General features: G+C 32.1%; 31 protein-coding genes. 29 read left to right on the top strand and 2 right to left on the bottom strand.

All coding sequences use genetic code 11. The features are described 5' to 3' along the window. The first annotated feature begins 2 nt into the window (after positions 1–2). The 29 genes from ruvC (at position 3) to CDO51_RS15400 (ending at position 23,320) form a co-directional block, all read left to right on the top strand. Positions 3–512: a crossover junction endodeoxyribonuclease RuvC gene (gene ruvC / locus CDO51_RS08650; RefSeq protein ID WP_089023881.1), complete on the top strand. Its 510-nt coding sequence runs from the start codon at positions 3–5 to the stop codon at positions 510–512. Continuing rightward, positions 509–1,150, top strand: coding sequence for a Holliday junction branch migration protein RuvA (gene ruvA / locus CDO51_RS08645; protein WP_158212404.1), 642 nt, complete (start codon positions 509–511; stop codon positions 1,148–1,150). The genes ruvC and ruvA overlap by 4 nt, the downstream gene beginning before the upstream one ends. A gap of 16 nt (positions 1,151–1,166) precedes the next feature. Then, positions 1,167–2,198: a Holliday junction branch migration DNA helicase RuvB gene (gene ruvB / locus CDO51_RS08640; RefSeq protein ID WP_089023879.1), complete on the top strand. Its 1,032-nt coding sequence runs from the start codon at positions 1,167–1,169 to the stop codon at positions 2,196–2,198. Between the two features lie 35 nt (positions 2,199–2,233). Beyond that, positions 2,234–2,452, top strand: a complete 219-nt coding sequence (locus CDO51_RS08635) for a DUF2905 domain-containing protein (protein WP_089023878.1) — start codon at positions 2,234–2,236, stop codon at positions 2,450–2,452. 32 nt (positions 2,453–2,484) lie between these two features. Next, a complete protein-coding gene (locus CDO51_RS14710) occupies positions 2,485–4,632 on the top strand; it encodes a SpoIID/LytB domain-containing protein (protein ID WP_089023877.1) in 2,148 nt (715 codons plus the stop codon). A 27-nt stretch (positions 4,633–4,659) separates the two neighbouring features. Then, positions 4,660–5,694, top strand: coding sequence for a tRNA preQ1(34) S-adenosylmethionine ribosyltransferase-isomerase QueA (gene queA / locus CDO51_RS08625; RefSeq protein ID WP_089023876.1), 1,035 nt, complete (start codon positions 4,660–4,662; stop codon positions 5,692–5,694). A 235-nt stretch (positions 5,695–5,929) separates the two neighbouring features. After that, complete coding sequence (locus CDO51_RS13815) at positions 5,930–6,124, top strand: hypothetical protein (RefSeq protein WP_158212403.1); 195 nt, start codon at positions 5,930–5,932, stop codon at positions 6,122–6,124. 139 nt (positions 6,125–6,263) lie between these two features. Next, positions 6,264–7,379, top strand: coding sequence for a tRNA guanosine(34) transglycosylase Tgt (gene tgt, locus CDO51_RS08620; RefSeq protein WP_089023875.1), 1,116 nt, complete (start codon positions 6,264–6,266; stop codon positions 7,377–7,379). Positions 7,380–7,396: 17 nt separating this feature from the next. After that, a complete protein-coding gene (gene yajC / locus CDO51_RS08615) occupies positions 7,397–7,666 on the top strand; it encodes a preprotein translocase subunit YajC (RefSeq protein ID WP_089023874.1) in 270 nt (89 codons plus the stop codon). Between the two features lie 65 nt (positions 7,667–7,731). Beyond that, positions 7,732–8,130: a TIGR04086 family membrane protein gene (locus CDO51_RS08610; RefSeq protein ID WP_158212402.1), complete on the top strand. Its 399-nt coding sequence runs from the start codon at positions 7,732–7,734 to the stop codon at positions 8,128–8,130. A gap of 101 nt (positions 8,131–8,231) precedes the next feature. After that, a complete protein-coding gene (locus CDO51_RS08605) occupies positions 8,232–8,432 on the top strand; it encodes an alpha/beta-type small acid-soluble spore protein (protein WP_089023872.1) in 201 nt (66 codons plus the stop codon). 157 nt (positions 8,433–8,589) lie between these two features. Then, on the top strand, positions 8,590–8,769 hold the full coding sequence (locus CDO51_RS08600) for a DUF1858 domain-containing protein (protein ID WP_089023892.1): 180 nt from the start codon (positions 8,590–8,592) through the stop codon (positions 8,767–8,769). A gap of 112 nt (positions 8,770–8,881) precedes the next feature. Beyond that, entirely contained in the window at positions 8,882–9,028 is a 147-nt protein-coding gene (gene scfA / locus CDO51_RS08595) for a six-cysteine ranthipeptide SCIFF (protein WP_089023871.1), read from the top strand. 62 nt (positions 9,029–9,090) lie between these two features. After that, a complete protein-coding gene (gene scfB / locus CDO51_RS08590) occupies positions 9,091–10,479 on the top strand; it encodes a thioether cross-link-forming SCIFF peptide maturase (RefSeq protein ID WP_143824699.1) in 1,389 nt (462 codons plus the stop codon). 18 nt (positions 10,480–10,497) lie between these two features. Continuing rightward, positions 10,498–11,841, top strand: a complete 1,344-nt coding sequence (locus tag CDO51_RS08585; RefSeq protein ID WP_089023869.1) for a replication-associated recombination protein A — start codon at positions 10,498–10,500, stop codon at positions 11,839–11,841. After that, positions 11,825–12,934, top strand: coding sequence for a tRNA 2-thiouridine(34) synthase MnmA (gene mnmA / locus CDO51_RS08580; protein ID WP_089023891.1), 1,110 nt, complete (start codon positions 11,825–11,827; stop codon positions 12,932–12,934). The genes CDO51_RS08585 and mnmA overlap by 17 nt, the downstream gene beginning before the upstream one ends. 66 nt (positions 12,935–13,000) lie before the next feature. After that, the gene (locus CDO51_RS14020) at positions 13,001–13,168 is read left to right on the top strand and encodes a hypothetical protein (RefSeq protein ID WP_169710440.1); all 168 of its coding nucleotides are present in this window, start codon (positions 13,001–13,003) and stop codon (positions 13,166–13,168) included. A gap of 43 nt (positions 13,169–13,211) precedes the next feature. Continuing rightward, positions 13,212–13,355, top strand: coding sequence for a hypothetical protein (locus CDO51_RS13810; RefSeq protein ID WP_158212401.1), 144 nt, complete (start codon positions 13,212–13,214; stop codon positions 13,353–13,355). A 41-nt stretch (positions 13,356–13,396) separates the two neighbouring features. Continuing rightward, positions 13,397–14,500 (top strand): AI-2E family transporter, encoded by a 1,104-nt coding sequence (locus tag CDO51_RS08575; RefSeq protein ID WP_089023868.1) that lies wholly within the window; start codon positions 13,397–13,399, stop codon positions 14,498–14,500. A gap of 351 nt (positions 14,501–14,851) precedes the next feature. Further along, the gene (alaS, locus tag CDO51_RS08570) at positions 14,852–17,485 is read left to right on the top strand and encodes an alanine--tRNA ligase (protein WP_089023867.1); all 2,634 of its coding nucleotides are present in this window, start codon (positions 14,852–14,854) and stop codon (positions 17,483–17,485) included. A gap of 120 nt (positions 17,486–17,605) precedes the next feature. Then, positions 17,606–17,833, top strand: a complete 228-nt coding sequence (locus CDO51_RS08565; RefSeq protein ID WP_205842179.1) for an IreB family regulatory phosphoprotein — start codon at positions 17,606–17,608, stop codon at positions 17,831–17,833. 66 nt (positions 17,834–17,899) lie between these two features. Further along, positions 17,900–18,316, top strand: coding sequence for a Holliday junction resolvase RuvX (gene ruvX / locus CDO51_RS08560; RefSeq protein WP_089023865.1), 417 nt, complete (start codon positions 17,900–17,902; stop codon positions 18,314–18,316). A gap of 39 nt (positions 18,317–18,355) precedes the next feature. Next, positions 18,356–18,637, top strand: coding sequence for a DUF1292 domain-containing protein (locus tag CDO51_RS08555; RefSeq protein ID WP_089023864.1), 282 nt, complete (start codon positions 18,356–18,358; stop codon positions 18,635–18,637). Between the two features lie 86 nt (positions 18,638–18,723). Further along, entirely contained in the window at positions 18,724–19,770 is a 1,047-nt protein-coding gene (gene mltG, locus CDO51_RS08550) for an endolytic transglycosylase MltG (RefSeq protein ID WP_089023863.1), read from the top strand. 41 nt (positions 19,771–19,811) lie between these two features. Beyond that, on the top strand, positions 19,812–21,032 hold the full coding sequence (locus CDO51_RS08545; protein ID WP_089023890.1) for a peptidase U32 family protein: 1,221 nt from the start codon (positions 19,812–19,814) through the stop codon (positions 21,030–21,032). Positions 21,033–21,079: 47 nt separating this feature from the next. After that, positions 21,080–22,189, top strand: coding sequence for an FAD-binding protein (locus CDO51_RS08540; protein WP_089023862.1), 1,110 nt, complete (start codon positions 21,080–21,082; stop codon positions 22,187–22,189). Positions 22,190–22,367: 178 nt separating this feature from the next. Beyond that, positions 22,368–22,613 carry a hypothetical protein gene (locus CDO51_RS08535; RefSeq protein ID WP_143824698.1) on the top strand — a complete coding sequence of 82 codons (246 nt, stop codon included), beginning with the start codon at positions 22,368–22,370 and terminating at the stop codon, positions 22,611–22,613. A 55-nt stretch (positions 22,614–22,668) separates the two neighbouring features. Then, positions 22,669–22,830, top strand: coding sequence for a hypothetical protein (locus tag CDO51_RS13805; protein WP_158212400.1), 162 nt, complete (start codon positions 22,669–22,671; stop codon positions 22,828–22,830). 124 nt (positions 22,831–22,954) lie between these two features. After that, entirely contained in the window at positions 22,955–23,320 is a 366-nt protein-coding gene (locus tag CDO51_RS15400) for an InlB B-repeat-containing protein (RefSeq protein ID WP_420811488.1), read from the top strand. Between the two features lie 355 nt (positions 23,321–23,675). Here CDO51_RS15400 and CDO51_RS13800 read toward each other — a convergent pair whose 3' ends face one another. Then, positions 23,676–23,867: a hypothetical protein gene (locus CDO51_RS13800; protein WP_158212399.1), complete on the bottom strand. Its 192-nt coding sequence runs from the start codon at positions 23,865–23,867 to the stop codon at positions 23,676–23,678. A 1,111-nt stretch (positions 23,868–24,978) separates the two neighbouring features. Then, a complete protein-coding gene (locus tag CDO51_RS08530; RefSeq protein ID WP_089023860.1) occupies positions 24,979–25,794 on the bottom strand; it encodes an undecaprenyl-diphosphate phosphatase in 816 nt (271 codons plus the stop codon). Positions 25,795–25,902 lie beyond the last annotated feature (108 nt).

Here is a 25,902-nt window from a genome sequence, read left to right as displayed (position 1 = left end):
GAGTGATAATTTTAGGGGTTGATCCTGGAATTGCTGAGTGTGGCTATGGTATAATACACGTTAAAGGTAGTAAACGAAAATGTTTAGTCTGTGGAGTTTTACGAACCTATTCAACACAAACTCCAACAGAAAGACTTAAAGAAATTTATACAGGAATGATAAATTTAATTGAGGAATTTTCACCAGATACAGCTGCAATTGAAAGCTTGTTTTTTAGTAAGAATACTAAAACAGCCATGCAAGTAGGACAAGCCAAAGGTGTTATCATGCTTGCTTTAGCTCATAGTCATTTAGATGTTTTTGAATATACTCCACTACAAGTTAAACAAGGTGTTTGTGGTTATGGAAGTGCCTCAAAGGATCAAGTTCAAAAAATGGTGCAGCGAATATTAAATTTGTCAAAAATACCTAAACCAAATGATGCAGCTGATGCTTTAGCAGTTTCTTTATGTCATTCACAATCTTTACAAATTAAAACTAAACTACATAATGAATGTGGGGGATGGAAGTGATAAGAAGGATAAAAGGTGAATTATTAGAAAAAACTGAACAATACTGTGTTGTAATGGCTTCAGGAATAGGGTATAAAATATTTATTACACCCTCTTGTTATAACTATTTACCTGATACTGGTGAGAATGTTCATCTATATACATTTATGGCCGTTAAAGAAGATGCTATTACTCTGTACGGATTTCTAGAGTCAGAACAATTAGCTGTTTTTGAATTAGTTTTAAATGTTTCTGGGATAGGCCCCAAAATAGCTTTGGCAGTAGTCGGGGAAATTGCTCCCACTCAATTTTATTTGTCGGTACTAAATAATGAAATCTCACAATTGACTCGTGTTCCTGGAATAGGTAAAAAGTCAGCCCAGCGGGTAGTACTAGAGTTAAAAGAAAAAGTTAAAGATATAACATCTCAAGATTTATTGAATGAAGAATCTTCTGTGTTAACTTCTAATGACCAAGCTGATAGTGGACAATTTACAGAACCGTCTAATTACGTTGAGCTTAAAACTGCTCTTAGTAGTTTAGGATATACAAGCAAAGAGATTGAAAAAGCAGTTCAAAGTTTACAAGGTTCGGTCAATGAAACTATGGAGATGGAAGATTTATTACGCTTGGCTCTCCAAAGATTAAATAAGCAGTAGTGGGGAGGAAAAATACATGAGTGATGAAAGAATAATTACAAGTGAACAAACAGGAGAAGACTATTCTTTAGATAATAATCTACGCCCTAAGGAATTTTCAGATTATATAGGTCAAGAGAAAGTTAAAACTAATTTAGAGATTTTTATAAAGGCTGCTGTGGAAAGAGCTGAAGCTCTAGATCATGTTTTACTTTATGGGCCACCAGGACTGGGAAAAACTACACTATCACATATAATAGCTGAACAAATGGGGGTTAATATCCATGTGACCTCTGGCCCAGCAATTGAAAGACCCGGAGATCTAGCTGCTATCTTAACTAATTTAGAAGAAAGAGATGTACTTTTTATTGATGAAATTCACAGACTTAATCGAAGTGTTGAAGAAATTTTATACCCAGCAATGGAAGATTATACAATTGATATAGTAGTTGGAAAGGGGCCTAGTGCTAGAAGTATCAGGTTAGACTTAGCACCTTTCACTTTAGTAGGTGCAACAACTAGGGTTGGTAGTTTATCTAGTCCCCTTAGAGATAGATTTGGTGTTGTTAATAGACTAGACTTTTATAATCAAGAAGAACTTTGTGAAATTATTTCAAGATCTGCTTCTATTTTAGGGATAGAAATATCAGAAGATGGGGCAAAAAAGCTTGCTAACAGTTCTAGAGGAACACCAAGAATTGCTAATCGTTTATTAAAAAGGGCTAGAGACTACGCACAAGTAAAAGCTGATAATATTATAACTACAGAAGTAGCTGATAAGGCATTAGAAATGTTAGAAGTTGATTCTTATGGACTTGATGAGATTGATAGAAGATTGATGAAAACAATTTTTAAAAAGTTTGATGGTGGCCCTGTGGGGTTAGATACGTTAGCAGCTTCTATTAGCGAAGAATCTGAAACAATTGAAGATGTTTATGAACCGTTTTTACTGCAATTAGGATTTTTAAATAGAACTCCTAGAGGACGAGTGCTAACCCCTGCTGGAATTAGGTATTTAGGGTACGATCCTTTAGCTAAGGATAGTGATGTTCAACAAAGGTTATTTTAAAAATAGAATAATAACTTTTGTTGTGAGGTGTTAATATGTATGATCAAATTGGTAGACTCTTAATTACATTTGGTATTTTGTTTTTAGTTTTAGGTGGTGTATTTACTTTATTATCACGTATTGGTAATATTGGTCGTTTACCTGGGGATATATTTATACAACGTGGGAATGGGACTTTTTTCTTTCCTATTGTAACTTCAATTATAGTTAGTATTATACTTTCGTTGATTCTTTCAGTAATTATAAGACGTTAAAATATTTATTAAGGGAGAAGGAGGAGCAACTTGTGAAATCTAAAAAAATCTTTACTTCATTATTAATACTTGGCTTTACTATTGGGGTGTTCTCTCAGAGTGGTGAAGCTATTTTTGCTGAAGAAACTAAAGAAGATGTAGATATAAAAGAACAAAAAACTACAGTTGAAGATGATGAGTTATCTTCTTTTGTTGAGGTAGGTCTGTTACATTCTGAATTTGACAGCTTGGCTGAAGAGGTGGAGTTAGAAAGTGTTTATGGAGATAAACTTCAATTGTCTGCAGAATTTGAAGATTATATTATCCCTATTGAGACTTTAGATGATAATATAACGATAGAGAAAAATGAAAAATTTAAGATTGATAACAAAAAGTTAAAACCACTAGAAAATTCTATACAACTAAAACTAGGACCTTTTAATTCAAAAAACATATTAGAAAAAATTGAAGCAGAAATTTCCGATGACTATGTTTATAATACTGAAGAGGGTAAGAATTCATATTTCTTGAATTTGATAGTAGATGAAACTGAAATTGATGATATTAATAGTATTATTGAAGATACTTTAGAAATGCAAGGATTTAAATTTCACTCTGATTATTTAGCTATATTAAAAGTAGATGAGGATAAAAGAAATTTAGAAGAAAAGAAAGGTGATTTGAAAGTCAAAGATGTCTATATAACTTCTTTTTCGAAGGATGAATGGGCAATATACGCACCCTTATCAGACTATACTGATGGGTTTCACTTATTTAAGGATTATGACCTGAGTAGTTGTGATTTTGATATTATTGGGCCAGGATATTTTGTTAACAATGATGATGAGCTAATTACATATCAAAAGAGTGGTAGTTATTCTATAGCTTTTCAGGGTGACTTTGATTACATTAGCCTAAAGTCTTTAAAAGAAGATTTAAGCGAAGTCTTATTAAAAGACACAAATTATGTTTATGATAATCTACCAGGTGTAGTAATGGATAGCTTTCAAACTAAAGATGAAGCAGAGGATACCTTAGATTTTATTAAAGAGCTCGATGTTTTAAAAGGTATTGAAAATATAAGTGAAATTTCTGTTATTGACACCCAAGATATGAACAAGTTTGAGAAAAGTTATCTTGGTGATAAAGAAATTGAGAGATTAGCGATTAATTCAAAATATGACAAACCAATTAAACTTTTAAATAATAAAAAATCCTATCGTGGTAAGTTAACAATAACTAACAAAGATGAGGGGTTAATGGTTACTAATATTCTATCTCTTGAAGATTATTTAAAAGGAGTTGTGCCTGCAGAAGCTTATGCTTCTTGGAATAAAGAAGCCTTAAAAGCACAAGCTGTCGCGTCAAGGACCTATGCTATGTTTACAAAGGGAAATAGATATAGTGAATTTGATTTATGTGATACTCAATTTACTCAGGTATATAATGGGTATGGGCATGAAACCGAAAGAACAAATGAAGCAGTTAAGGAGACCAGGGGAGAAAAGATATATTTTAATGACAGATTAATAAATGCATTATATCATTCTAACTCTGGTGGGGTAACAGAAGATTCCGAAAATGTGTGGGGTTCTGATGTAGCTTATTTAAGATCTGTAGAAAGTCCTTGGGATGAATCAGCTGTTGATCGAGGTTCTTCATATAGCTACAAATGGGAACGAGAATATAATAGAAATGAATTATCTGAAATAGTTGATGACTCTTATGGTATTGGTGATTTAAAAGAAATTGAGATTACAGAAAAGACTGAAGCGGGACGTATTAAGTACCTAACCTACAAAGGAGAAGATAGTGAACATGAAGTTTTTGGTGATTCTATAAGAAGTCCTCTAGGACTTAAAAGTACAATGTTTAAAATAGATTCAAATAGGGATGAAACAGAGCTTAATATTAAGAGTGCAGATGGTAGTATGACTTATAAAGAAACTAAAGATGAAGAATTATATGCTATTACAGGAGAAACTAATGAACCAAGAAAAGTAAAAGAAGAAAGCTTACATATAAAAGGTCAGAAAGGTACTAAAGAAATTCAACGTGTCTTAATGTATTACCTATATGGAAATGGATTTGGCCATGGACTAGGAATGAGCCAATGGGGTGCTCATGGAATGGCTGAAGATGGGTATAATTATAAAGAAATACTAAATCATTACTATACTGATCAAGTTGAGATTAAATAAATTAAACATAAAGGGAAGGTATTAATTATGAAGTTAGAAGAATTTGATTATAATTTACCAGAAGAACTAATAGCTCAAAAACCGTTATTTAATCGTTCAGATTCTCGACTAATGATGGTAAATAGAGAATTTAAGGAAATCAAAAACGAAAGCTTTAAAAATATAATTGATTATGTACAAAAAGGTGACTTATTCATTGTTAATAATAGTAAGGTTATGCCTGCTAGACTATTTGGTAAGAAAAAAGAAACAGGTGGTAAATTAGAAATGGTGTTAATCCATCCTACAGAAAATGAGGGTGAATGGGAAGTTCTTGTTAAACCAGGGAAAAGGGCTAAACCAGGAACAATATTTGAATTTGGAGATGGTATTCTAGAAGCTGAAATCAAATCAACAACACCTGAAGGTGGAAGAATTGTTAAGTTTAATTACCAAGGTAATTTCCAACAAATATTAGACCAATTAGGAGAAATGCCATTACCTCCCTATATAAAAAGGCAATTAGATGATCCTGACAGATATCAAACAGTCTACGCTAAAGAAAGAGGTTCAGTTGCAGCACCTACAGCAGGGTTACATTTTACACCTGATCTTATAGAAAAAATAAAAGAGAAAGGTGGAGATGTAATAGAACTAACATTACATGTTGGTTTAGGTACATTCAGACCTGTTAAAGTAACAGATATTGAAAAGCATAAAATGCACTCAGAGTATTACTATTTACCTGTAGAAAGTGCAGAGAAAATAAATAATGCGAAAAGGAATGGCTGTAGAGTAATAGCAGTTGGGACAACAGCAGTGAGAACTTTAGAGACATGTAAAACTGAAGAGAAAGGTAAATGTGTAAAATCTAGCAAAGGATGGACTGATATTTTTATCTATCCTGGGTATGAGTTTAAAGTTGTAGATTCACTAGTTACTAATTTCCATTTACCTAAATCAACTTTATTAATGCTTGTATCAGCATTTGCTAGTAATGAATTAATAATGGAAGCATATCAAGAAGCAGTTCAAGAAAAGTATCGGTTTTTTAGTTTCGGAGATGCGATGTTTATAGAATAGTGTTTTAGATAAACTTCGGGGGATAATTAGGAACTCAAAATGGAATGAAATATCTAATAATTTATTTATCAAATTAGCAAATTATATTGAAAAATAGTAGTTTTAGCTTTGTTGATGGGTGTAATTTATAGCATTTGTTATGTGTTCTTTTCCGGAGTATTCTTTGAAAAGTTTGTTGAAGAGAATTTATATAATAATTTTCAAAACTACGTTAGTTTGATTTTAATTTTTGTAATTGCACCTTGAATTAAGTGTAAGAAAACTACTAGTCTATACAGAAAGTACATTTGAACTTGTCTTAGGTGTAATAGCTCTTGCCGGAGTTTTTATGATACGTAAATATTTTTTTATTGAAAGTTTTGAACCAAATGAATCTTTTTTAATTGGTGATAGTACATATGTAAAACATGCAAATGAAATAGCTTGGTGAAAAAGAAAACAAAGAGTTACAGCTAAATACAACTTTTACTGTAGGAGACGCAAGGCTTACAGTATTAGATATGAATGAAAAATTTCACAGCGAAAATTAAAGTAAATAAACTCAAAGTATAAAATTGGATGGTGGTAAAATGGCAGTTTCTTATATTGTTAATCAAAAGTCTTCTGAATGTGATGCAAGGGTTGGAACATTAAAAACTCCTCATGGTGAAGTAGAAACTCCAGTATTTATGCCAGTAGGGACTCAAGCTACAGTTAAAACTATGACCCCAGATGAACTAAAAGAATTGGAATCAGAGATTATACTTAGCAACACTTATCATTTATATTTAAGACCCGGGTCAAAATTAATTAAAGAAGCTGGTGGGCTTCATAAATTCATGAACTGGGATCGCCCAATACTAACTGATAGTGGAGGTTTTCAAGTGTTTAGTCTTGGAAACCGTAGAAATATAACAGAACAAGGCGTAGAATTTCGTTCACATATAGATGGATCGAAAATGTTTCTTTCTCCTGAAAAAGCAGTAGAAATCCAAGAAGATTTAGGTTCAGACATTATGATGGTTTTTGATGAATGTCCCCCTTATCCAGCTGATGAAATTTATGTTAAAAAATCTTTGGATAGAACACTTAGATGGGCGAAAAGATGTAAAGATAGTCAAAATCATGCTGATAAACAGGCGTTATTTGGGATAGTCCAAGGTGGTATGTATCCTAAACTTCGAAAGGAAAGTGCCCTTAGGACTGTTGAGCTTGACTTTCCTGGGTATGCAGTAGGTGGTTTAAGTGTAGGAGAACCGAAAGAATTAATGTTAGAAGTACTTGAGAATACTACTCCGTTCTTACCAGAAGAAAAACCTAGATACTTAATGGGTGTTGGAACGGCTGATTATTTAGTTGAAGGTGTATATCGTGGGATTGATATGTTTGATTGCGTATTTCCGACAAGAGTTGCACGTAACGGTACAGCTATGACTTGGACTGGCAAAATGACAGTGCGAAATGCAAGCTATAAAAAAGATTTTAGTCCTATTGATAAGTCATGCGAATGCTATACATGTAAAAATTATAGTCGTGCTTATATAAGACACCTTGTTAAAACTAATGAAATATTAGGTTTTAGACTTATTACTTGGCATAACCTGTATTTTTTGGTACAGTTAATGAAGGAAATTCGTCAGGCGATAAAGAATGATAACTTTAAGGACTGGCGAGAATCATTTTATAAATCTTATCAACATAATTAAAGGAGGAATTTTTTAAAATGGAACAATTTATTCCATTGATTGTTCTGATTGCAATTTTTTATTTCTTGCTTATCAGACCTCAACAAAAACAGCAAAAACAAAGAAAGGAAATGCTTGATAACCTACAGAAAAATGACAAAGTTATCACTATCGGTGGTATACATGGTACAATTAAAGATATTAAAGGAGAAACTTTAACTCTAAAAGTTGCTGAAAGTCTTCATATAACTTTATCAAAATTTGGTGTTCAATCAGTAGTAAATGAAGAAGCAAATTCAGAAGAGTAATAAAATGCATAATTTCCCATCACCTCACATAAACATCTATTAGCTATTTTATGGAGGTGATGGGATTGACAAAATCAGCTAAGACGAATGCTTCTTTTATTGGTGATTCTCGCCTTACATCAATTTTATTAGGTGTTGTACTTGCTTACTGTATTTCATTAGTAGTATTTGTTTTTTCGTCTTTATTATTTACTTTAACTCCATTAACAGAAGCTATTATGCCTTATATCACGTATATAACAACTGTTATTAGTATATTCATTGGAGGAATATATACAGCTGGTAAAATTGGCTATAAAGGTTGGTTAAATGGCGGAATTTGTGGTTTGATCTATTTAATTGGATTATTTATATTAAGTTTATTACTTAATGTTAATGTAGTTTTTGGTTTACAATTATTATCTAGGATTGTACTTTCCTTTCTTATAGGTGCTATAGGTGGAATTTTAGGAATAAATATGTAGTGTATCTAAGTTTATGAATAATTAGTTATTATTGATCAGTGTAAGACAAAGTTTATTTACACAACATAATTAGTGAAACCTCTTTTCTGGGGGTGCATTAATTGGCAGCTGGCCGTCGTCGCCTACCTGGTGAGACCAACCCAAAGTTAGCAAAACTTAAGTATGAAGTCGCAAAAGATTTAGGTTTAAAGTCAGATATAGATGAAAGAGGTTGGGATAATATGACAACTAGAGAGGTAGGAAAGATTGGCGGAAACATGGTTAAGAAAATGGTAGATAGTTTTAAAAATGAAAATGATTAGAAATAGCCGGGGAAACTCCCCGGCTATACAAACATATTATATAAAATATGAAAAAAGGCCTTGACCATCACACATTCTAAAAGTACAATGTTAACAGAGACCAAGAATATTTTGTTAGAGGAGGTAATTTATTTTGGCTAATAAAATTACTAAGGATATGACTATTAGTGAGGTATTAAAAACTGATAAAAAGACAGCTGAAGTATTCATGGAACATGGTATGCATTGTCTTGGTTGTCCGTCAGCTACTGGAGAGACCGTTGAACAGGCTGCTATGGTCCACGGAGCAGATGTTGACCAATTGATTGAAAAATTAAACAAAGTAATTGAGGAGTAAATAAGAAGGGCCTAATTTATTTGGCCCTTTTTTAAATTAAGCTTTATTTACTCATTTTTTGTAATCTGCTATAATTAGTATTAGAAATATACATAAAAATAGGAGGGATATTTTGAAACATATAAAAACTATCTCATTTGGATCAAATAAAGATACCCAACATATAGGATGTGGAGAGTGTCAAACATCTTGTCAATCAGCTTGTAAAACTTCTTGTACTGTAGGAAACCAAGCGTGTGAACAAGAAAGTGTCAACTAAAAGTAGTCCAAAGGAGACTACTTTTTTATTTGATAAAAATAGATAAGCAAAGGGATGGTACAATGTCAATAAATTTTCATACTTTTTATATAGGTGATAAAATATTATTATATGATGTAGGCTCTGGTTCATTACATGAAATATCAGAGACCTGTAATGCATTGTTAGAAGGTTTAGCAAAGAATAATGACAATACTGATAATTTCTTAGATAGTTTGAGGTCACAAGCAAAGAAAAAATGGTCTAAAGATGATGATGTAACTGAAGCATTTGAACAACTTTCTAATCTTCATGAACAAGGTTTGCTTTGTTTCTATAAAAAATCAGATCATGTAAAGTTTAATACTGAGAAAGATAGTAAAAAGCCACTAGGAGTAAAAGCATTATGTTTACACCCTGCTCATGCCTGTAATATGGATTGTAAATATTGTTTTGCAGATGGTGGTTTATTTAACGGACAAACCTCTTATATGGATACTAAAACTGCAGAACGGGCAGTTGATTTTTTAATAGACCAATCTGGTGCTCGAAAAAATTTAGAGATAGATTTTTTTGGAGGAGAACCATTATTAAATTTTTCTGTTATTAAAGAAACAGTAGAATATGCTCGAAAACAAGCTGAAAAATATAATAAAAGTTTTAAATTTACTTTAACTACAAATGGTCTAGCTTTAACTGATGAAATTATAGATTATATTATAAATGAAAACTTTGCTGTAGTTATGAGTATTGATGGAAGAAAGCATATTAATGACTATTACAGAACAGACTTGAAAGGTAATGGTACCTACGATAAAATACTACCCAAATTTCAAAAATTAGCACATGCTTTAACGACCTACGGTAGTCAAGAATATTACATGAGAGGAACCTATACTAAACAAAATCTTGATTTTTCTAAAGACGTGTTACACTTAGCTGAACTAGGTTTCAAACACATTTCTGTAGAACCGGTGATAGGTGATTTAGATTCTAAATATAGTTTATCTTCTAACGATTTGGATTATATAACAAAAGAGTATAAATTAATAGCGGATGAGTCAAGTATGCGTAGTGATTTGAACTTTTTTCATTTTAATATCGATCTTGAAGGTGGCCCATGTTCAATTAAAAAAATAACTGGTTGTGGTGCTGGGTTCGATTATCTAGCAGTTGACCCCTCAGGTGATATTTTTCCATGCCACCAATTCGTAAGTAAAAATGAATTTTATATGGGTAATGTTTCTAAACCTGAACAAATCAATAAAGACATTTCAAAAAGACTGAAATCATGTAACATTTTAACTAAGGACATTTGTAAAACATGCTGGGCTAGATATCTCTGTGGTGGTGGTTGTCATGCGAACGCATTTAATATAAATGAAAATCTAGATACTCCTTATGATGTTGATTGCGCGATTAAAAAAATACAATTTGAACATGCGCTGTATTTGAAGGCATTAAATAATTAAGACAAAGGAGAAATAGTTATGGATCTTTTTAGCTATAATTTAGAAGAAAAGACTGCTCATGAAGCTCCATTAGCTGATAGGATTAGACCACTAACCTTAGAAGAATTTGTTGGCCAAAATAAAGTTTTAGGGGAAGGGAAACTACTTCGCCGAGCAATAAAAGCAGATAGATTATCTTCTATAATTTTATACGGCCCTCCTGGGATAGGGAAAACTACGATAGCTAAAATAATTGCAAGCAATACACAAAAAGAATTTCATCAATTAAATGCAGTTATAAGTGGTGTTAAGGACTTGCGAGATTTAATAGAAAAAGCACAAGAAATTAGAAGTCAGTATAATAGGGGATCTGTATTATTTATTGATGAAATTCACCGATTTAATAAAAACCAACAGGATGCACTATTACCGTATGTGGAAGATGGTACAGTGATACTAATAGGTGCTACAACTGAAAATCCTTATTTTTCAGTCAATAATGCACTTTTATCAAGATCTCAAGTCTTTAAACTAGAAGAATTAACACGTTCTGAAATGGAGAAACTTTTAAATAGAGCTTTAGAAGATAAGGAAAAAGGTTTAGGAAACTATCAAGTAGAAATTGATGATAAAGCTATTTCTCATTTTATAGATTCTGCAAATGGAGATATTAGAGTTGCTTTAAATGCTCTTGAATTAGCCGTTATGACAACCTTACCCAATGAAAATGGAGTAAGAACAATTAATTTAGAAGTAGCTGAGGATTCAATTCAAGAAAAGGCTGTTTATTATGATAAAGATGGTGATAATCATTATGATGTTATTTCTGCATTTATAAAATCCCTTAGAGGCTCAGATCCTGATGCAGGTCTTTACTGGTTAGCAAGAATGTTATATGCAGGTGAGGATCCACTTTTTGTATGTAGAAGGTTATTGATTTTTGCAAGTGAGGATGTTGGAAATGCTGATCCACAAGCCCTTCAAGTAGCTTTATCAGTTTATCAGGCTGTAGAACGCTTAGGTTTACCAGAGGGAAAGATCACATTAGCTCAAGGTGTCACATACCTAGCTTCAGCTCCAAAAAGCAATAGCAGTTATATTGGTGTATTAAAAGCTCAAAAAGAAGTAGAGTCAGGAATAGGTACAAAGAGTCAAGTTCCTAATCATTTAAAGGATGCACATTATCAAGGTGCTAAAGAGTTAGGACATGGTAGAGACTATAAGTATCCACATCACTATCCTGAAAATTTTATTTCTCAAACCTATTTGCCAGAAGAGATTAAAGATAAGGTGTTTTATGAACCGACTTTAAATGGAAAAGAAGCCCAAATTAAAGAACGACTCCAAAGATTATTTTTAAAGCGTGGTGATTTTGATGGCTAAAAGAGTACTAGTGGCTATGAGTGGTGGTGTTGACAGTTCAGTTGCGGCAGCACTATTAAAAGAACAGGGGTATGAAGTTATCGGGGCACATATGAAGCTTTGGTTTAGAGAAGAAGATGAAGAGTTATATGAAGAAAATGTTAAAGGATGTTGTTCTCTTTCAGCAGCTAGTGATGCTAAGCGTGTCTGTGATAAATTAGAGATCCCTTTTTATGTTTTAAATTTTAAAGAGTCTTTCTATAATTATGTTGTAAAAGATTTTGTAGATGAATATCTTCATGGTAGGACCCCAAATCCTTGTATAGCTTGTAATAGGTTCATGAAATGGGAAGAGTTTTTAAAAAAAGCTGTTGCACTAGAGTGTGACTATATTGCTACTGGTCATTATGCTAGAATCGTGTTTGATAAATCAAAAGATAGATATTTATTATATAGAGGTAAAGATAGCTCTAAAGACCAAACTTATATGCTCGCTCAACTAACTCAGAATCAATTAGCTAAGACGTTGTTTCCTTTAGGTGATTATGTTAAAGACGATGTACGACAAATGGCGAAAGAAAGAGGATTAGGGGTAGAACAAAAACCAGATAGTCAAGAAATTTGTTTCATCCCTAATGATGACTATAGTGAATTTTTAGAAAAGGAAGCTCCTGATAAGATCATCCAAGGACCAATTTTAGATGTAGATGGTAATAAAATAGGAGAACATAAGGGAGTTTGTCATTATACTATTGGGCAGAGAAGGGGACTTGGAATTTCACTTGGAAGACCTGTTTATGTAGTCGATATTGACCCGAAAAAAAATGCTCTAATAGTTGGTGATACTGAACATTTATACTCTTACGGACTAGTAGCTGATGATGTAAATTTAATATCAATTAATTCATTAAAAGATTCTATAGATATTGAATGTAAAATTAGGTATAATTTTACAGAAGTTTCTGCTAAATTAGAACCACATGAAAAAGATCAAAACAAAGTAAACGTTAGGTTTGATTCTCCTGTTAAAGCTATTACACCAGGTCAAGGTGTAGCGTTTTATCAAGGCGATTTAGTTGTTGGTGGTGGAACAATATTAGATAAAATTAAGTAATATTCGTATATTTTAACCCCTTAGAAGAAATAATAAAGTATAAAAGATTTCTTCAGGGGGGTTATTTTGAACATTTATTGTCCACTTTGTAATCGGATCGATGTAGGTCGCGTTGGTGCAAATCAATACTTTTGTTGGAACTGTTGTGTTGAATTTAAAGAAACTAAAGAGCAAAATTATCAAATTTATAACATTGAAGATGATGGGACTCTTACTTCTGTATATAAGATTTAATTATATTAAGTTATAGTATAAATAAAGTAAAGGAGATGAAATAATGTTTCGGGGAGGCTATATTCGCGGTCTACTAACAGGTAGTTTGCTAGGTGTTTTGGTGGGATTGTTTTATACCTCTAGAACGAGTGCTACAAATGAGGAAAAAGACTTATCAGAAGAGGAGTTTAATAGATATGATGAGTAGCTAGGTGTTTAGTTTAAGTATTAAGGGAGTGGGGAAACAATATGGATACTGGTGATAGGAGGCTTTTTAGAAATGCAGCTGTGGTGACTATAGCCATAGTTGTTATTGTGGGTTTATTTTACTTTATTATGAATTTTCTAGGAACAGTAATAACTTTAAGAAGCCAAATTTTCAACTTTTTATTACCTTTTTTTATAGCTTTTATACTAGCATATATTTTTAAACCTACAATAGATTTACTAGAAGAGAATAAAGTACCTAGGTCATTAGCTATATTAATTTTATTTGCAGTAATTGGTGGTTTTCTGGTATTTTGGGGCACTAGAGCTTTTTCAACTATAATTAAAGAAACTCAAAAATTGATTGCAGTGGCACCTGATTACGCTGAAGAGATCCAATCTTTTATCAAACAAATAGAAATTTGGATTGATAGACATGAACTTCCAATTACTGTAACGGAAGTGATAAGAGATAATATCGAAGAAGTACAACGAGATTTAACTCTGTATTTAGATAGGATTGTAGATGTAGAAAGTTTGTTTGGTGTCGCTTTAGGGTTTTTCGGTCATTTTCTAAGCTTGGTTGCCTTTCCAATTATTTTATTTTACTTTTTAAAAGACGCAGATTTGATAAAAAAGAATCTAAGTTTTGTTATTCCAAATAAATATAGAAAAAGGGTTTTATTAGTTTTAAGAGACATTAATAGAACTATCGGAGCATATATAAGAAGTCAAATTATAATTTGTGGTTTCATAGGAGTTCTTACTTATTTAGGTTTATGGATATTAGGTGTAGATTTTGCTATGGTACTAGGTCTGATAGCTGGAATAACAAATATCATACCATATTTTGGACCGTTCTTAGGAGCAATACCATCGACAGTTGTAGGGTTTGTTCAGGCACCTACTCTTGCAATAACAGTTATTATCTTAATAACTGTTATTCAACAAGTAGAGAGTCAAATTTTAGCTCCTCAAATTTATGGTAGAAATCTTGCAATTCATCCCTTAGCAGTTGTTACGGTTCTAATAGCTGGTGGACACTTCTTTGGTGTGATTGGAATGATATTAGCTGTACCTATTTTAGCTATTATAAGAGTAATTATACGACATCTAGCTTTAGGATTTTGGTTGGCTGATAAATAAGTGAGTTCTTGACATTTAAATTTTAAATAATTATAATGAAAACAAATATTGTAGAAGTCTTTATGAAGGGGTTAAACTTCGGTTCCCAGAGAGAAAACCTTGGTTATAAACCAGCTGAGAGGGTTTTCGAACTTAAACTAATGCCGCCCTGGAGAGTTCGGGTCGAAGCCTTATCTAGGTAGTAGGCCACGTCGGTTGGTTCTCGTTATGGAACTTATTAAGTGATCGGTAGTTATCTATCGATAATTAGGGTGGTACCGCGAGCAATTCCTCGTCCCTTTTCTAGGGAGCGGGGATTTTTTATTTGTATTTAAATATCAATCCTATAGTGAATATAAAGGAGGATTTTAAATGAAAACTCATGAAATCAGGCGAAAATTTCTCGAGTTTTTTGAACAAAAAAACCATTATGTTAGAAAAAGCTATTCTGTAATTCCACAAAATGATCCTAGTTTGTTACTTATCGGGGCAGGCATGGCACCTTTAAAACCTTACTTTACAGGTGAGAAAAAACCACCTGCGCCAAGAATGGCAACTTCACAAAAATGTATTAGAACACCTGATATAGAAGAAGTTGGTAAAACGGCTAGACACGCTACCTTTTTTGAAATGCTAGGTAATTTTTCATTTGGAGATTATTTTAAACGAGATGCTATCTTATGGGCTTATGAGTTTTGTACTGAAGTATTAGAGCTAGAGCCAAAGCGTGTATGGGGAAGTGTATACTTTGAAGATGATGAAGCTTATGATATTTGGACTAAAGAGGTTGGATTACCTCATGAACGAATGGTAAGGCTTGGGAAAGAGGATAACTTTTGGGAAATAGGTACAGGTCCTTGTGGTCCATGTTCAGAAATTTATTATGATCGTGGTGAAGAATATGGATGTGAAGATCATGATTGTAAACCTGGTTGTGAATGTGATAGATACTTAGAAATGTGGAATCTTGTGTTTACACAATTTAATCTAGATGAAAAAGGAAATTATACAACTTTAGAACAGAAAAATATAGATACAGGTGCAGGCTTAGAGCGTCTGGCAGTTGTAATGCAAGATGTCCCATCAATTTATGAAATTGATATCATCAAACCTATATTAGATCACATCTGTAAACTAAGTAGAATAGAGTACGGTAATGATGATGAATCAGATGTTTCTTTAAGGATAGTGACAGAACACCTTCGTAGTGTTGTTGTAATGATAGGAGATGGTGTATTACCTTCTAATGAAGGCAGAGGATATGTTTTACGTAGAATTTTGCGTAGAGCCAGTAGACACGGTAAACTGTTAGGTATAAAGGATACATTTATGAGTGAAGGTGCAAATTTAGTTATTGATATTTTAAAAGATGCATATTCAGAATTAGATGAACGACGTGATTACATAACAAAAATTATCGAGCTAGAAGAAGAAAGGTTTAATAAGACAATTGACCAAGGAATAGGTATTCTTCAAGATTATATAGAAAATATTAAAGAGAATAATCAAAATATGCTTTCTGGTGCTGATGCTTTTAAATTGTATGATACATATGGATTTCCACTAGAACTTACAAAGGAAATTTTACAAGAAGAAGGATTATCCGTAGATGAAAAAGATTTTGAAAGGGCACTTTCAGAACAAAGAGAACAAGCTAGAAAAGCACAAAAAGACTCTGGTGATATGCTGACTGAATCTACTGCAATGAAAGAATTTAAAGATATAGAAGTTGAGTTTGTTGGTTATGATAATCTAGAAGGTAAAGGTGAAATTAAAGGGATAATAGATCCACAAGATGATACTGTTCTGCATGAGGCAGCAGAGGGTAAAGAGGTACAATTGATCGTAGATTCAGTACCCTTTTATGGTGAAAGTGGTGGTCAAGTAGGAGATACAGGTACAATAAGAGTAGATAATACTAAAGGTCGTGTTAAGAATACATTAATTAATGAACTTAATCAAACTGTTTTACAAGTAGAAGTCGAAAAAGGAATTTTTAAAACTGGAAATTATGCTGAGTTATACGTAGATATTGAAAATCGTAAAGATACAATGAAAAATCATAGTGCTACCCACCTATTACATCATTGTCTTAAACAAGTTTTAGGAGGACATGTAGAACAGGCTGGATCTTTAGTTACTCCAGACAGATTGAGATTTGATTTCACACATTTTGAATCATTAAATAACAGTCAACTTGAAAAGATAGAACAACAAATTAACCAGCTAATTAGGAACAATTATTCAGTAGATGTGATGTGTACAGATCTAAATAAAGCTAAAGAAATGGGTGCTATAGCGTTATTTGATGAAAAATATGATGAAAAAGTCCGTATTGTAAAAATGGGACCAACTCAAGAACTGTGTGGAGGTACACATGTAACAACGACAGGTGAAATTGGCTTATTTAAAGTTATTAATCAAGTTAGTATAGGAGCAGGAGTTAGAAGGATTGAAGCTCTGACAGGTAGAAAAGCGCTTGATTATTTATCAGAGAATGAACAAACACTAAAAGAAATAGCGAATATTCTTAAAACAGATAGTGATAAAACGGTAAAAAAGACAAAAGAGCTTGTAGATGATTTAAAAACAAAGGAAAAAGAAATTGATAAGCTTAAGAATCAAATCTTTAGCTTTAAAGTAGATGAACTTATTTCACAATCTAAAGATGTTAATGGAGTTTCTGTAATTAACGTAAAACTTGATGATTTTGATAATGAAAGTCTAAGAGATTTAAGTGAACGTGTAAGGGATAAGTTAGGTAAAGGTGTTGTTGTTTTAGGCAGTTCTTACAATGGTAAAGCGTTATTTGTAGCTATGGTCTCAAAAGAATTAGTTGATCAAGGTATCCATGCTGGTAATATTTTAAAACAAGTTGCCACAACAGCTGGAGGCGGAGGTGGTGGACGCCCTGATATGGCTCAAGCTGGTGGTAAAAAGCCAGAGAAGCTAAATGATGCTATAAAGCAAGTTGAAGAAATAGTAAAAGAGCAGTTAAATAACTAATTTAATTTTGTGAAAGGATTTTTGTTCAAAATCCAGAATTCATATATTAGGATTTTATTTAAAGAGGTGAATTATATGGACAAATTTGATAATTCGTATACTACACAAAGTGATAAAACAATGCAGTATAATATACCTTTAGATGAAGAACATGAAGCGAAAGAAATTTTAAAAGAAGTTTATGAAGCATTAGAAGAAAAGGGGTATAACCCTATAAATCAGTTAGTTGGATACTTTATGAGTGGAGATCCTACTTATATTACTAATCATAAAAATGCTCGTAGCTTAATTAGAAAAAAAGAACGAGATGAATTCTTAGAAGAAATTTTCAAATCCTATCTAGATTAACAAAAGTTAAATGGGTATATATAAGATGAGGAGCGGATATAATATGAGTTATAACAGGGTGATTTTATGAAAATTATGGCATTAGATTTTGGTAGTAATACTATAGGTGTTGCAGTTAGTGATGCATTATTACTTACTGCTCAAGGAAAAACTGTCATAAAAAGAACTTCGTTAGAAAAAGACATTGATGAGCTAAAAAAGATAATTGCTGATAACGAAGTTTCTAAACTAATTGTTGGACTACCTAAAAACATGAATGGTAGTTTAGGAGAAATGGCAGAGGAAGTTATGAAATTTATTGAGTTGTTAAAACAAGATATAGAAGTTCCAATAGAAACTGTTGATGAAAGATTAACTACTAAAATGGCTGAACAAACTTTACTAGATGCAGATGTTTCTAGAAAAAAAAGAAAACAAGTAATAGATAAGCTAGCAGCAGTTAACATATTACAAACGTATTTAGATCAAAACAGATCTAATTAGATAGAAAAATGTGATAATATAGTTTAAGGAGTGAGTATTATGGCTGAAGAAAATAACCAAGTTATTGTACTGGAAGATGAACAAGGGGAACGACATAATTTTGAAGTTTATGATTTCTTTAAAGAACAAGATAACAATTATGTGGTTCTACTCCCTACTGAAGAGGAACAAGAGAAATATCCAGAAGAAGCAGATGAGGCTGTTATAATGAGAGTTGAGCAGGATGATGAGGGAGAATACATGCTAACTACAGTTGAAGATGATGATGAATGGGAACGTGTTAAGAAAGCATATGAAGAAAAAATGGAAGAAACAGAGTAAAAGGAGCCTTATGGCTCCTTTTCTTTTGTGATATAATGTATTTACAACATAATACGTTTAGGAGAGAGGATGGAGGTATGTACTAAATGGTCCAACTTATTATTAGAAAAAAACTACAAAACACTAGAGATCAATTACTTGTAATTGGTTTTTTACTAATGCTCGGGATTAGTGGAATTTATTTTTATGTTGTAAATGCCTTACAACCTGTAGAGGTTGATGATACAGAGATTATTATTCAAAGTGGCACTAATATGGATGAGGTCTCTGAAATTTTAGAAGAAAAAGAGGTTGTGAGAAATGCAACTATATTTCGTTTTTATGCAATTTATAATAACTATGATGGAAAAATACAAGCTGGAGAGTATTTATTTACAGGGAAATTATCACCTGATGAAATTTTAGAAAAAATGATTCATGGTGATGTTATAGATCGTAGTATTAGGTTTACTATTCCTGAAGGATTAAGAGTAGATCAAGTGGCTAGAAGATTAGAAGATCAAGGACTTGGAGATAAAGAGAAATATATCGAGCTTTTTTCTTCTGATGATTGGGATTACTGGTTTTTAGAGGATTTTGATGAAGGGGTGAAATTTCCGGTAGAAGGTTTTTTATATCCTGAAACTTATAATGTTAATGCTGATGCTACAGAGAAAGAAGTAGTAAAAAAAATGCTAGATCAATTTGATAAAATGTTTACAGAAAAATACGAACGTAAAATGGAAAACCGAGATGTTTCTGTGGTAGATTTGATGACTCTTGCATCGATTGTTGAACGAGAAGCTGTCCGAGATGATGAACGTGAACGAATAGCTGGAGTATTTTATAATCGTCTAGAAAATAATATGAGGTTAGAATCTTGTGCCACAGTCGAATATATAATTCAAGAGAATAAACCTGTTCTTTCTTATGAAGATACTCAAATTGAATCACCTTATAATACCTATCGAAACAATGATTTGCCACCTGGGCCGATAGCATCACCAAGTAGTTCTTCTATAGAGGCTGTTTTAAACCCAGAAGAACATGAATACTTATTTTTTGTGTCAAAGTTAGACGGGTCTGGGAAACACGTTTTTTCAAAAACTTATCAAGAACATGAAGTGCAGCGAACTATACAAATTCAAGAATAACTATAAATTTCGACGTATAGGAGGAAAAAATTATGATGAACATGAATCGACATGATTTTGAATTATTAGCACCAGCGGGAAATTTAGAAAAGTTAAAATTCGCAATTGATTATGGAGCAGATGCTGTATATTTAGGGGGAAAGGCATATGGTCTTAGAGCCTTTGCAGGTAATTTTTCTAAAGAAGAAATGAAAGCAGGAATAGATTATGCTCATTCATTTGGAAAAAAAGTGTATGTTACAGTGAATATTTTTGCTCATAATGAAGACTTAGTTGGTCTAGAAGACTATCTAAAAGAATTGTATGAATTAGGAGTAGATGCTCTAATAATATCAGATCCAGGAATAATTTCGATATGTAAAGAAATTATTCCAGATATGGAGATTCATTTATCTACACAAGCAAATTGTACTAACTACAAAACAGCTGAATTTTGGCAAAAACAAGGTTTAGATAGAGTTATTCTCGCAAGGGAACTTAATTTAAATGAAATCAAAGACATAAAAGAGAAGCTTCCATCATTAGAAATTGAGGCTTTTATACACGGTGCTATGTGTATCTCTTATTCGGGACGTTGTCTATTATCAAACTACTTAGCTGAACGTGATGCTAACAGAGGAATGTGTGCTCATCCATGTAGGTGGGAGTATTATCTAGTAGAGAAACAACGTCCTGGTGAATATCTACCAATTGTTGAAGATGAACGAGGTACTCAAATAATGAGCTCAAAGGATCTTTGTATGATAAAGCATTTACCCAATTTAATCGACGCTGGTGTTACAAAGTTTAAAATTGAAGGACGTATGAAAAGTGCTCACTATGTGGCTACTGTAATAAGAGCTTATCGAAAAACTATTGATTCTTATCTTCAAGATCCTTATAATTTTGAATTTGATCCAAGCTTATTAAAAGAATTAGAGAAAGCTTCTACAAGACCGTTTTCAACAGGTTTTTATTTTGATTTACCTAATGGAAATGATCAGATCTATGAAAAAGAGGAAAAGCAATCATATTACGATTTTGTTGGCATAGTATTAAATAACCAAGATGGTTATTTAACTGTTCAACAAAGAAATCATTTTCAAGTAGGTGATAGACTAGAAATTGTCGGACCTACAAAAAAAGATACTATGGTTGTTAATCAAATTATTAATAGTCAAGGAGAAAAAACACAAGTAGCACCACATCCAAAAGAAGTTGTAACTATCCCGGCAGATATAAATTGTGAAGAGAATGCATTAATTAGAAAGATTACTAATTAAAGTTTTATGTGATTTAATATCATGTTATTAAGGAGATTGGTGATGTCATGGTTGATATTGCTATAATCGGAGGAGGACCTGCTGGGCTTTCTGCAGCTATTTCGAGTAGGAATAAAGGGCTAAATGTAACCTTATTTGAAAAAACTGAAATTGGTTCAAATTTAAAATGTGCAGAAGGTTTTTACGATTCTCTGAAGATGTTAGGAAAGCCATGTGCAGGTGTGTTAAATAAGGTTGATAGATTGCATCTTGAGTTAAACCAAAGTTATAAATTAGATGCAAGTGATATGAATTTATGGATGATAGATAGAGCAACTTGGCAAAAAACCCTAAAAGAAATAGCAATTAATAAGGGTGTTAAAATATTTGAAAACACTATAATTTCTGCTAAACAACTTATTAACTTAAAAGAAAAGTATGATTGGGTTATCGACTGTACAGGTGTACCATCAGTTACCTCTTTAGCCTATAACTTTAATAAAGAGTACCAAAAAGATTGGGCATATGCTCATCAAGTGACTGTATCTGGTAATTTTTCCTCACTTTTAGGTGAATTAAAAGTTGGAGTAAACTCTAATTTTATTGGTTATTATTGGATCTTTCCTAAAACTAGTTCAAAAGCAAATATTGGTTTAGGATTGTTTCCACAAAATCGAAAATACCCTGAAAATCTTCAGACCAATTTAAAGGAAGAGGTTAATCAAATACTTAAAAGAGAAGGTTTATCAGATGTGAATATAACTAAAAGAAATGGTGGGCTAATTCCAACTCGTCCTTTAGATAAATTGGTTTATGATAATATATTACTTGCTGGAGATAGTGGGGGCTTTAGTTCGCCTTTACACGGAGAAGGCATTGATCTTGCTATCTTAAGTGGGCGAGAGGCTGTTGATACAATATTAGAAAAAGATACCTCTAACTATCATAGCAGATTACAAAAATTATTTGGTGCTAAATTTAATTTAGAGCGTAGAATTTTAAAACTTTGGGAACATATAGGTTTTGAAAATCTTGATCTTTTACTTAAAATCATCATTAAAAAGGATTCGATTTCTGAAATACCTAGATTGTTTAAATACAGAAGCATACTCTTTGAAGAATATGATAATTTGACTAATTTTTATAATGGTTTTTTCTACGGACGTTGGAAGAATTAATTCGCAGGTAGCGGCTTGCCGAAAAGGTGGGCCGTTTTTTTATTATTGACTCTGTTAAAGTTAGTTGTTGATCCCTAGAAAATTACAAATAAGTATGTTGCGATTAAGGTACAAATGTTCTGTATAGGGTGGAAGCTATGAGATAACCTTAACTAAGAATTCTTTTATAGTGTTTATTGTGTTATCATGCCCGATTTTAACCAAAGTTAGTCCAACAATACTGGCAGTAGCTCTTAATGATCTGCCTTCAAGCATACATTTCCAAATCTATGATGAAAGATTAGACAAGCAAAATGAAGCTTATATTGATGTTATTAGTGGTAGTGATGAATTAAGAGCTAATGTTACTGATTTAGATGATACATGGGGGATTGTATTGCCACATGAGGAAGATTTTAATCTCTATGAAGCATATTTTGAGTAATGTGGTTCTCAGATTTATATGCCTTAATTATTCTGAAGCAATGTGAGGTGGTATTTTGTCGCTAAGAAAATTAACTTATTCAATAATGGTAGTAAGTTTAGCAGTTTTAATTGCTTTTACTACAGGTTGTACTCCAGAATACGAGGTAGAGGTACAAGCTAATCCTGAAGAGGATGGAGAAATTGAAGGCGAAGGTACTTATACAGAAGGTGAATAGGTTACTTTAGAAGTTGAACCAAACGAAGGTTATGAATTTGTAAATCGGGTTGAAGATGGTGAAGAAATTAGTACAAGTGATAAATATAAGTTTGAAATAAAGGCAAAAAAGATTTAACGGCTGAATTTATATAAAACACGAAGTAATAGTTGAAATTGAACATGAAGGAGTAGGAAAAGTTACTGGTGAAGGTACACACAAAGAAGGAGATCTAGCCGAATTAAAAGCTATCGCCGAAGACTGGTACGATTTTGATAATTGGACGATTAAAGAAGGTGAAATTTTAGAAGAAGCCGAAGATCTTGGGCTAGAAGTTGATGACGACAAGGAAATAATAGCTAACATTAAAGATAAAATTAGTGTAGAAGAATTTGAAAAGGCAGAATGGCCTCTAGAAGAAGTTAAACAAACAGCAGAAGAAGCTTTTCAAATTTTTAGTGAGAATGTTTCTACAACACTATTTTCTGAAGAAAGCATAAAGAAGTCCTAGAATCAAATAACTATCCTAACTTTGAAGTTGTCCAAGATCATGATTTTATAGGCACTGGAGAGCTTGGGTTCAAAGGTAATGTATAATTAGAAAAAATTGTAGAAAGTGAAGAATCTGTCCAAGTAACAGTTTTACTGAAATACCCAAACTCAGTAATGAAAATATTGAGATTATTCAAAAGGGAGTGATTATAAGTTAAGTTCTCAAGCCGAAGAGGATTCGTTTCTTTGAGGTCACATCAAGACCTTGAGAAGGAAAAAACAGAGAAAACTATTGAAATAGAAGAAGCGGATGATGAACTGAAAGTTCTTTCTATGGATTCACTAGAATAACTTTTTTCTTCTCTAGATGCACTCTATAAAGAATCAGTAATTGATCTGATTACGGAAGTAGTTATAACAACTGAAGTAACTGATGCTGAAACAAACTCTGACGAATATACATTTAATTGTGTGTTAGCAACTTTTGAAAGTGATTTAGAAGCCGAATTGGAAAGTGAAAGAATTACTGGAACTGCAACAATAGTTGATCCGTATCTGCTTGACAAACATATATAAATTTACCAAGTGATTTTGAATTAGCACTAAACTATATCTTAAACGCTCTTGCAGGGAAAGTAAATTCTCCAAATCCAGAAGCTAATATGCGGAAAATCAAAATTTCCGATACCTTAGAACAGGAAAAAAACAAAAAATATAATGAACTGAAAAAGGATATAGAACAGCCTGAATTTAATGTTAATTTTTAGAGGTTAGAGTGGGATGAAGATGATGAAATTTTAACTTTTGAAGTTGTACCAATACCAAATAAAAGCGAAAAAGAAGTTGACCTAGAAGACATAGATTTACCAATTGGCAATTTAAAGTTAGAGAACAAAGGTTAATAAAATATGAACAATAAAATGAGTTCCTACCCAACTAGGCTATTATTGGAAGTTTTAAAAGGGTGAATTAAGCGGATTAATTCAGAGTAACGAAGGAAGCTTAGTATCAATCCACATGCATTTAATATAATAATTAAGATCTCACAGATAGCCATGTTGATTATGATGAAAACGGTATAAAGTGTTCTGTATAGAAAGCAAGATGAGGAAAAAGAAGTTAAGCTAGAAACTACAGTAAAAGAAAAACTTGACTTTGGTAATCAATTGGAATTTTTATAAGACAGTAATTTTTGGCTCTACGACAAGGATTAATCATTGAAACTCAAACTGGTAAAAAATAGATTTTGATGACCAGGATGATATTTTATCATACGCATGTAATAGGGATGAACGATTAATTATTTTGGTTGGCAAAGAATACGGTGAGGGTTATAAGCTGGAATTAAACTATTTAATAATTCATTATCTACTCTTATCCCTAATATCGACACGTTGAGGTTGCCACCCATAAAGACAATTGGCTTCTTGGAATTGATGGTAAACTTTATTCCTTTGAGTTTTAATAAGTTCTATAAACAACAAACTTGATAATTATTATTTAGTGTAAAGTTTCTAATTTATGTGCCTTAAAGCGGTAGCTAATTGCTATCGCTTTAATATTTTTTATCCAAATCAACAACAAACTTAACAGACCCTTATTATTAATAAATAATAGCAATAATATTAATAGCAATAATAGTACTGAAAGAAATGGTTTTCTATATATATGAGGATTTTAACTAACTATTAATATCATAATCCCTAGTACAATAACATAAACTGCAAAAATAGTTAACTTATTATTTTTTACTATACCAATTAACCCTTTAATGCCCACTAGTGAAGCTAAAAAACAAGTAATGAAAGAGATGATTATTTGATTCCAACTTAAATTTATAGAAGAATTAGTTGTTAATATAAGTTCAGGAAGTTTATAGATAAAAGAACCAATTATGACAGGAAAGGCAAGTAAAAAACTGATTTTCAAAGTAATACTTTTAGAATATCCTTGCAATAGTCCTCCAATTACCGTCATACCAGATCTTGATAGTCCTGGTATAATAGATAGCCCCTGAAAAGCTCCGATAACTAAACAATTTTTAAAAGTTAGATCTGAATCATGGTTTAAAAATATAAAATGCGCTTTTTTAGAGTTTTCGATGTATATTAGCAAGATTCCAGTAATTAAAAGAGCAGCTCCTGTTACAGTTAAGTCTTTGATTTGATCATCTAAGATACTTTCTAAACAAACTCCGATAACTCCCGTTACAATTGTTGCATAAAGTAAAAACTTGAAAAATCGGAAAGTTTGCTCATATATAGTTGATTTAGTATACATGTATTTAATGGACTTTTTTAGTAAATCAGAAACTTCAGAATTGAAATATACAATTAGTGCAAATAAAGATGCAAGATGCAAAATCACTTCAAAGTATAAGCCAGGAATTTCAAGTCCCATAATTTTTTCTCCTATTACAAGATGTGCAGAACTAGATACTGGTAAAAACTCTGTTATCCCCTGAATAATCCCTAAAATTATCATTTCAAACATATCTAAATTTCACCTCTTATAAAGAAATTATAATCCTCTATATTAAATTTATGGTATTTTTTTTAAACTATGAGCAGGAATTAAAACATATTTAGCGAATATAAATAC

It is taken from the genome of Natranaerobius trueperi, assembly GCF_002216005.1.
In the GTDB taxonomy this organism is placed as follows: Bacteria; Bacillota; Natranaerobiia; order Natranaerobiales; family Natranaerobiaceae; genus Natranaerobius_A; species Natranaerobius_A trueperi.
The sequence above is the reverse complement of the archived record's forward strand: the minus strand, read 5'-3'. Positions and strand labels throughout refer to the sequence as shown.

What these genes read in the sequence shown, in the direction of transcription:
- CDO51_RS08600 (WP_089023892.1), top strand. Translation starts at nt 8,590, where the DNA reads ATGACTATTAGTGAGGTATTAAAAACTGATAAAAAGACAGCTGAAGTA.
- CDO51_RS08575 (WP_089023868.1), top strand. Translation starts at nt 13,397, where the DNA reads ATGGATACTGGTGATAGGAGGCTTTTTAGAAATGCAGCTGTGGTGACT.
- CDO51_RS08540 (WP_089023862.1), top strand. Translation starts at nt 21,080, where the DNA reads ATGGTTGATATTGCTATAATCGGAGGAGGACCTGCTGGGCTTTCTGCA.
- ruvB (WP_089023879.1), top strand. Translation starts at nt 1,167, where the DNA reads ATGAGTGATGAAAGAATAATTACAAGTGAACAAACAGGAGAAGACTAT.
- mltG (WP_089023863.1), top strand. Translation starts at nt 18,724, where the DNA reads ATGGTCCAACTTATTATTAGAAAAAAACTACAAAACACTAGAGATCAA.
- CDO51_RS08545 (WP_089023890.1), top strand. Translation starts at nt 19,812, where the DNA reads ATGAATCGACATGATTTTGAATTATTAGCACCAGCGGGAAATTTAGAA.
- alaS (WP_089023867.1), top strand. Translation starts at nt 14,852, where the DNA reads ATGAAAACTCATGAAATCAGGCGAAAATTTCTCGAGTTTTTTGAACAA.
- CDO51_RS08635 (WP_089023878.1), top strand. Translation starts at nt 2,234, where the DNA reads ATGTATGATCAAATTGGTAGACTCTTAATTACATTTGGTATTTTGTTT.
- CDO51_RS13810 (WP_158212401.1), top strand. Translation starts at nt 13,212, where the DNA reads ATGTTTCGGGGAGGCTATATTCGCGGTCTACTAACAGGTAGTTTGCTA.
- tgt (WP_089023875.1), top strand. Translation starts at nt 6,264, where the DNA reads ATGGCAGTTTCTTATATTGTTAATCAAAAGTCTTCTGAATGTGATGCA.
- yajC (WP_089023874.1), top strand. Translation starts at nt 7,397, where the DNA reads ATGGAACAATTTATTCCATTGATTGTTCTGATTGCAATTTTTTATTTC.
- CDO51_RS08585 (WP_089023869.1), top strand. Translation starts at nt 10,498, where the DNA reads ATGGATCTTTTTAGCTATAATTTAGAAGAAAAGACTGCTCATGAAGCT.
- scfB (WP_143824699.1), top strand. Translation starts at nt 9,091, where the DNA reads ATGTCAATAAATTTTCATACTTTTTATATAGGTGATAAAATATTATTA.
- CDO51_RS08530 (WP_089023860.1), bottom strand. Translation starts at nt 25,794, where the DNA reads ATGTTTGAAATGATAATTTTAGGGATTATTCAGGGGATAACAGAGTTT.
- CDO51_RS08565 (WP_205842179.1), top strand. Translation starts at nt 17,606, where the DNA reads ATGCAGTATAATATACCTTTAGATGAAGAACATGAAGCGAAAGAAATT.
- CDO51_RS08555 (WP_089023864.1), top strand. Translation starts at nt 18,356, where the DNA reads ATGGCTGAAGAAAATAACCAAGTTATTGTACTGGAAGATGAACAAGGG.
- queA (WP_089023876.1), top strand. Translation starts at nt 4,660, where the DNA reads ATGAAGTTAGAAGAATTTGATTATAATTTACCAGAAGAACTAATAGCT.
- ruvX (WP_089023865.1), top strand. Translation starts at nt 17,900, where the DNA reads ATGAAAATTATGGCATTAGATTTTGGTAGTAATACTATAGGTGTTGCA.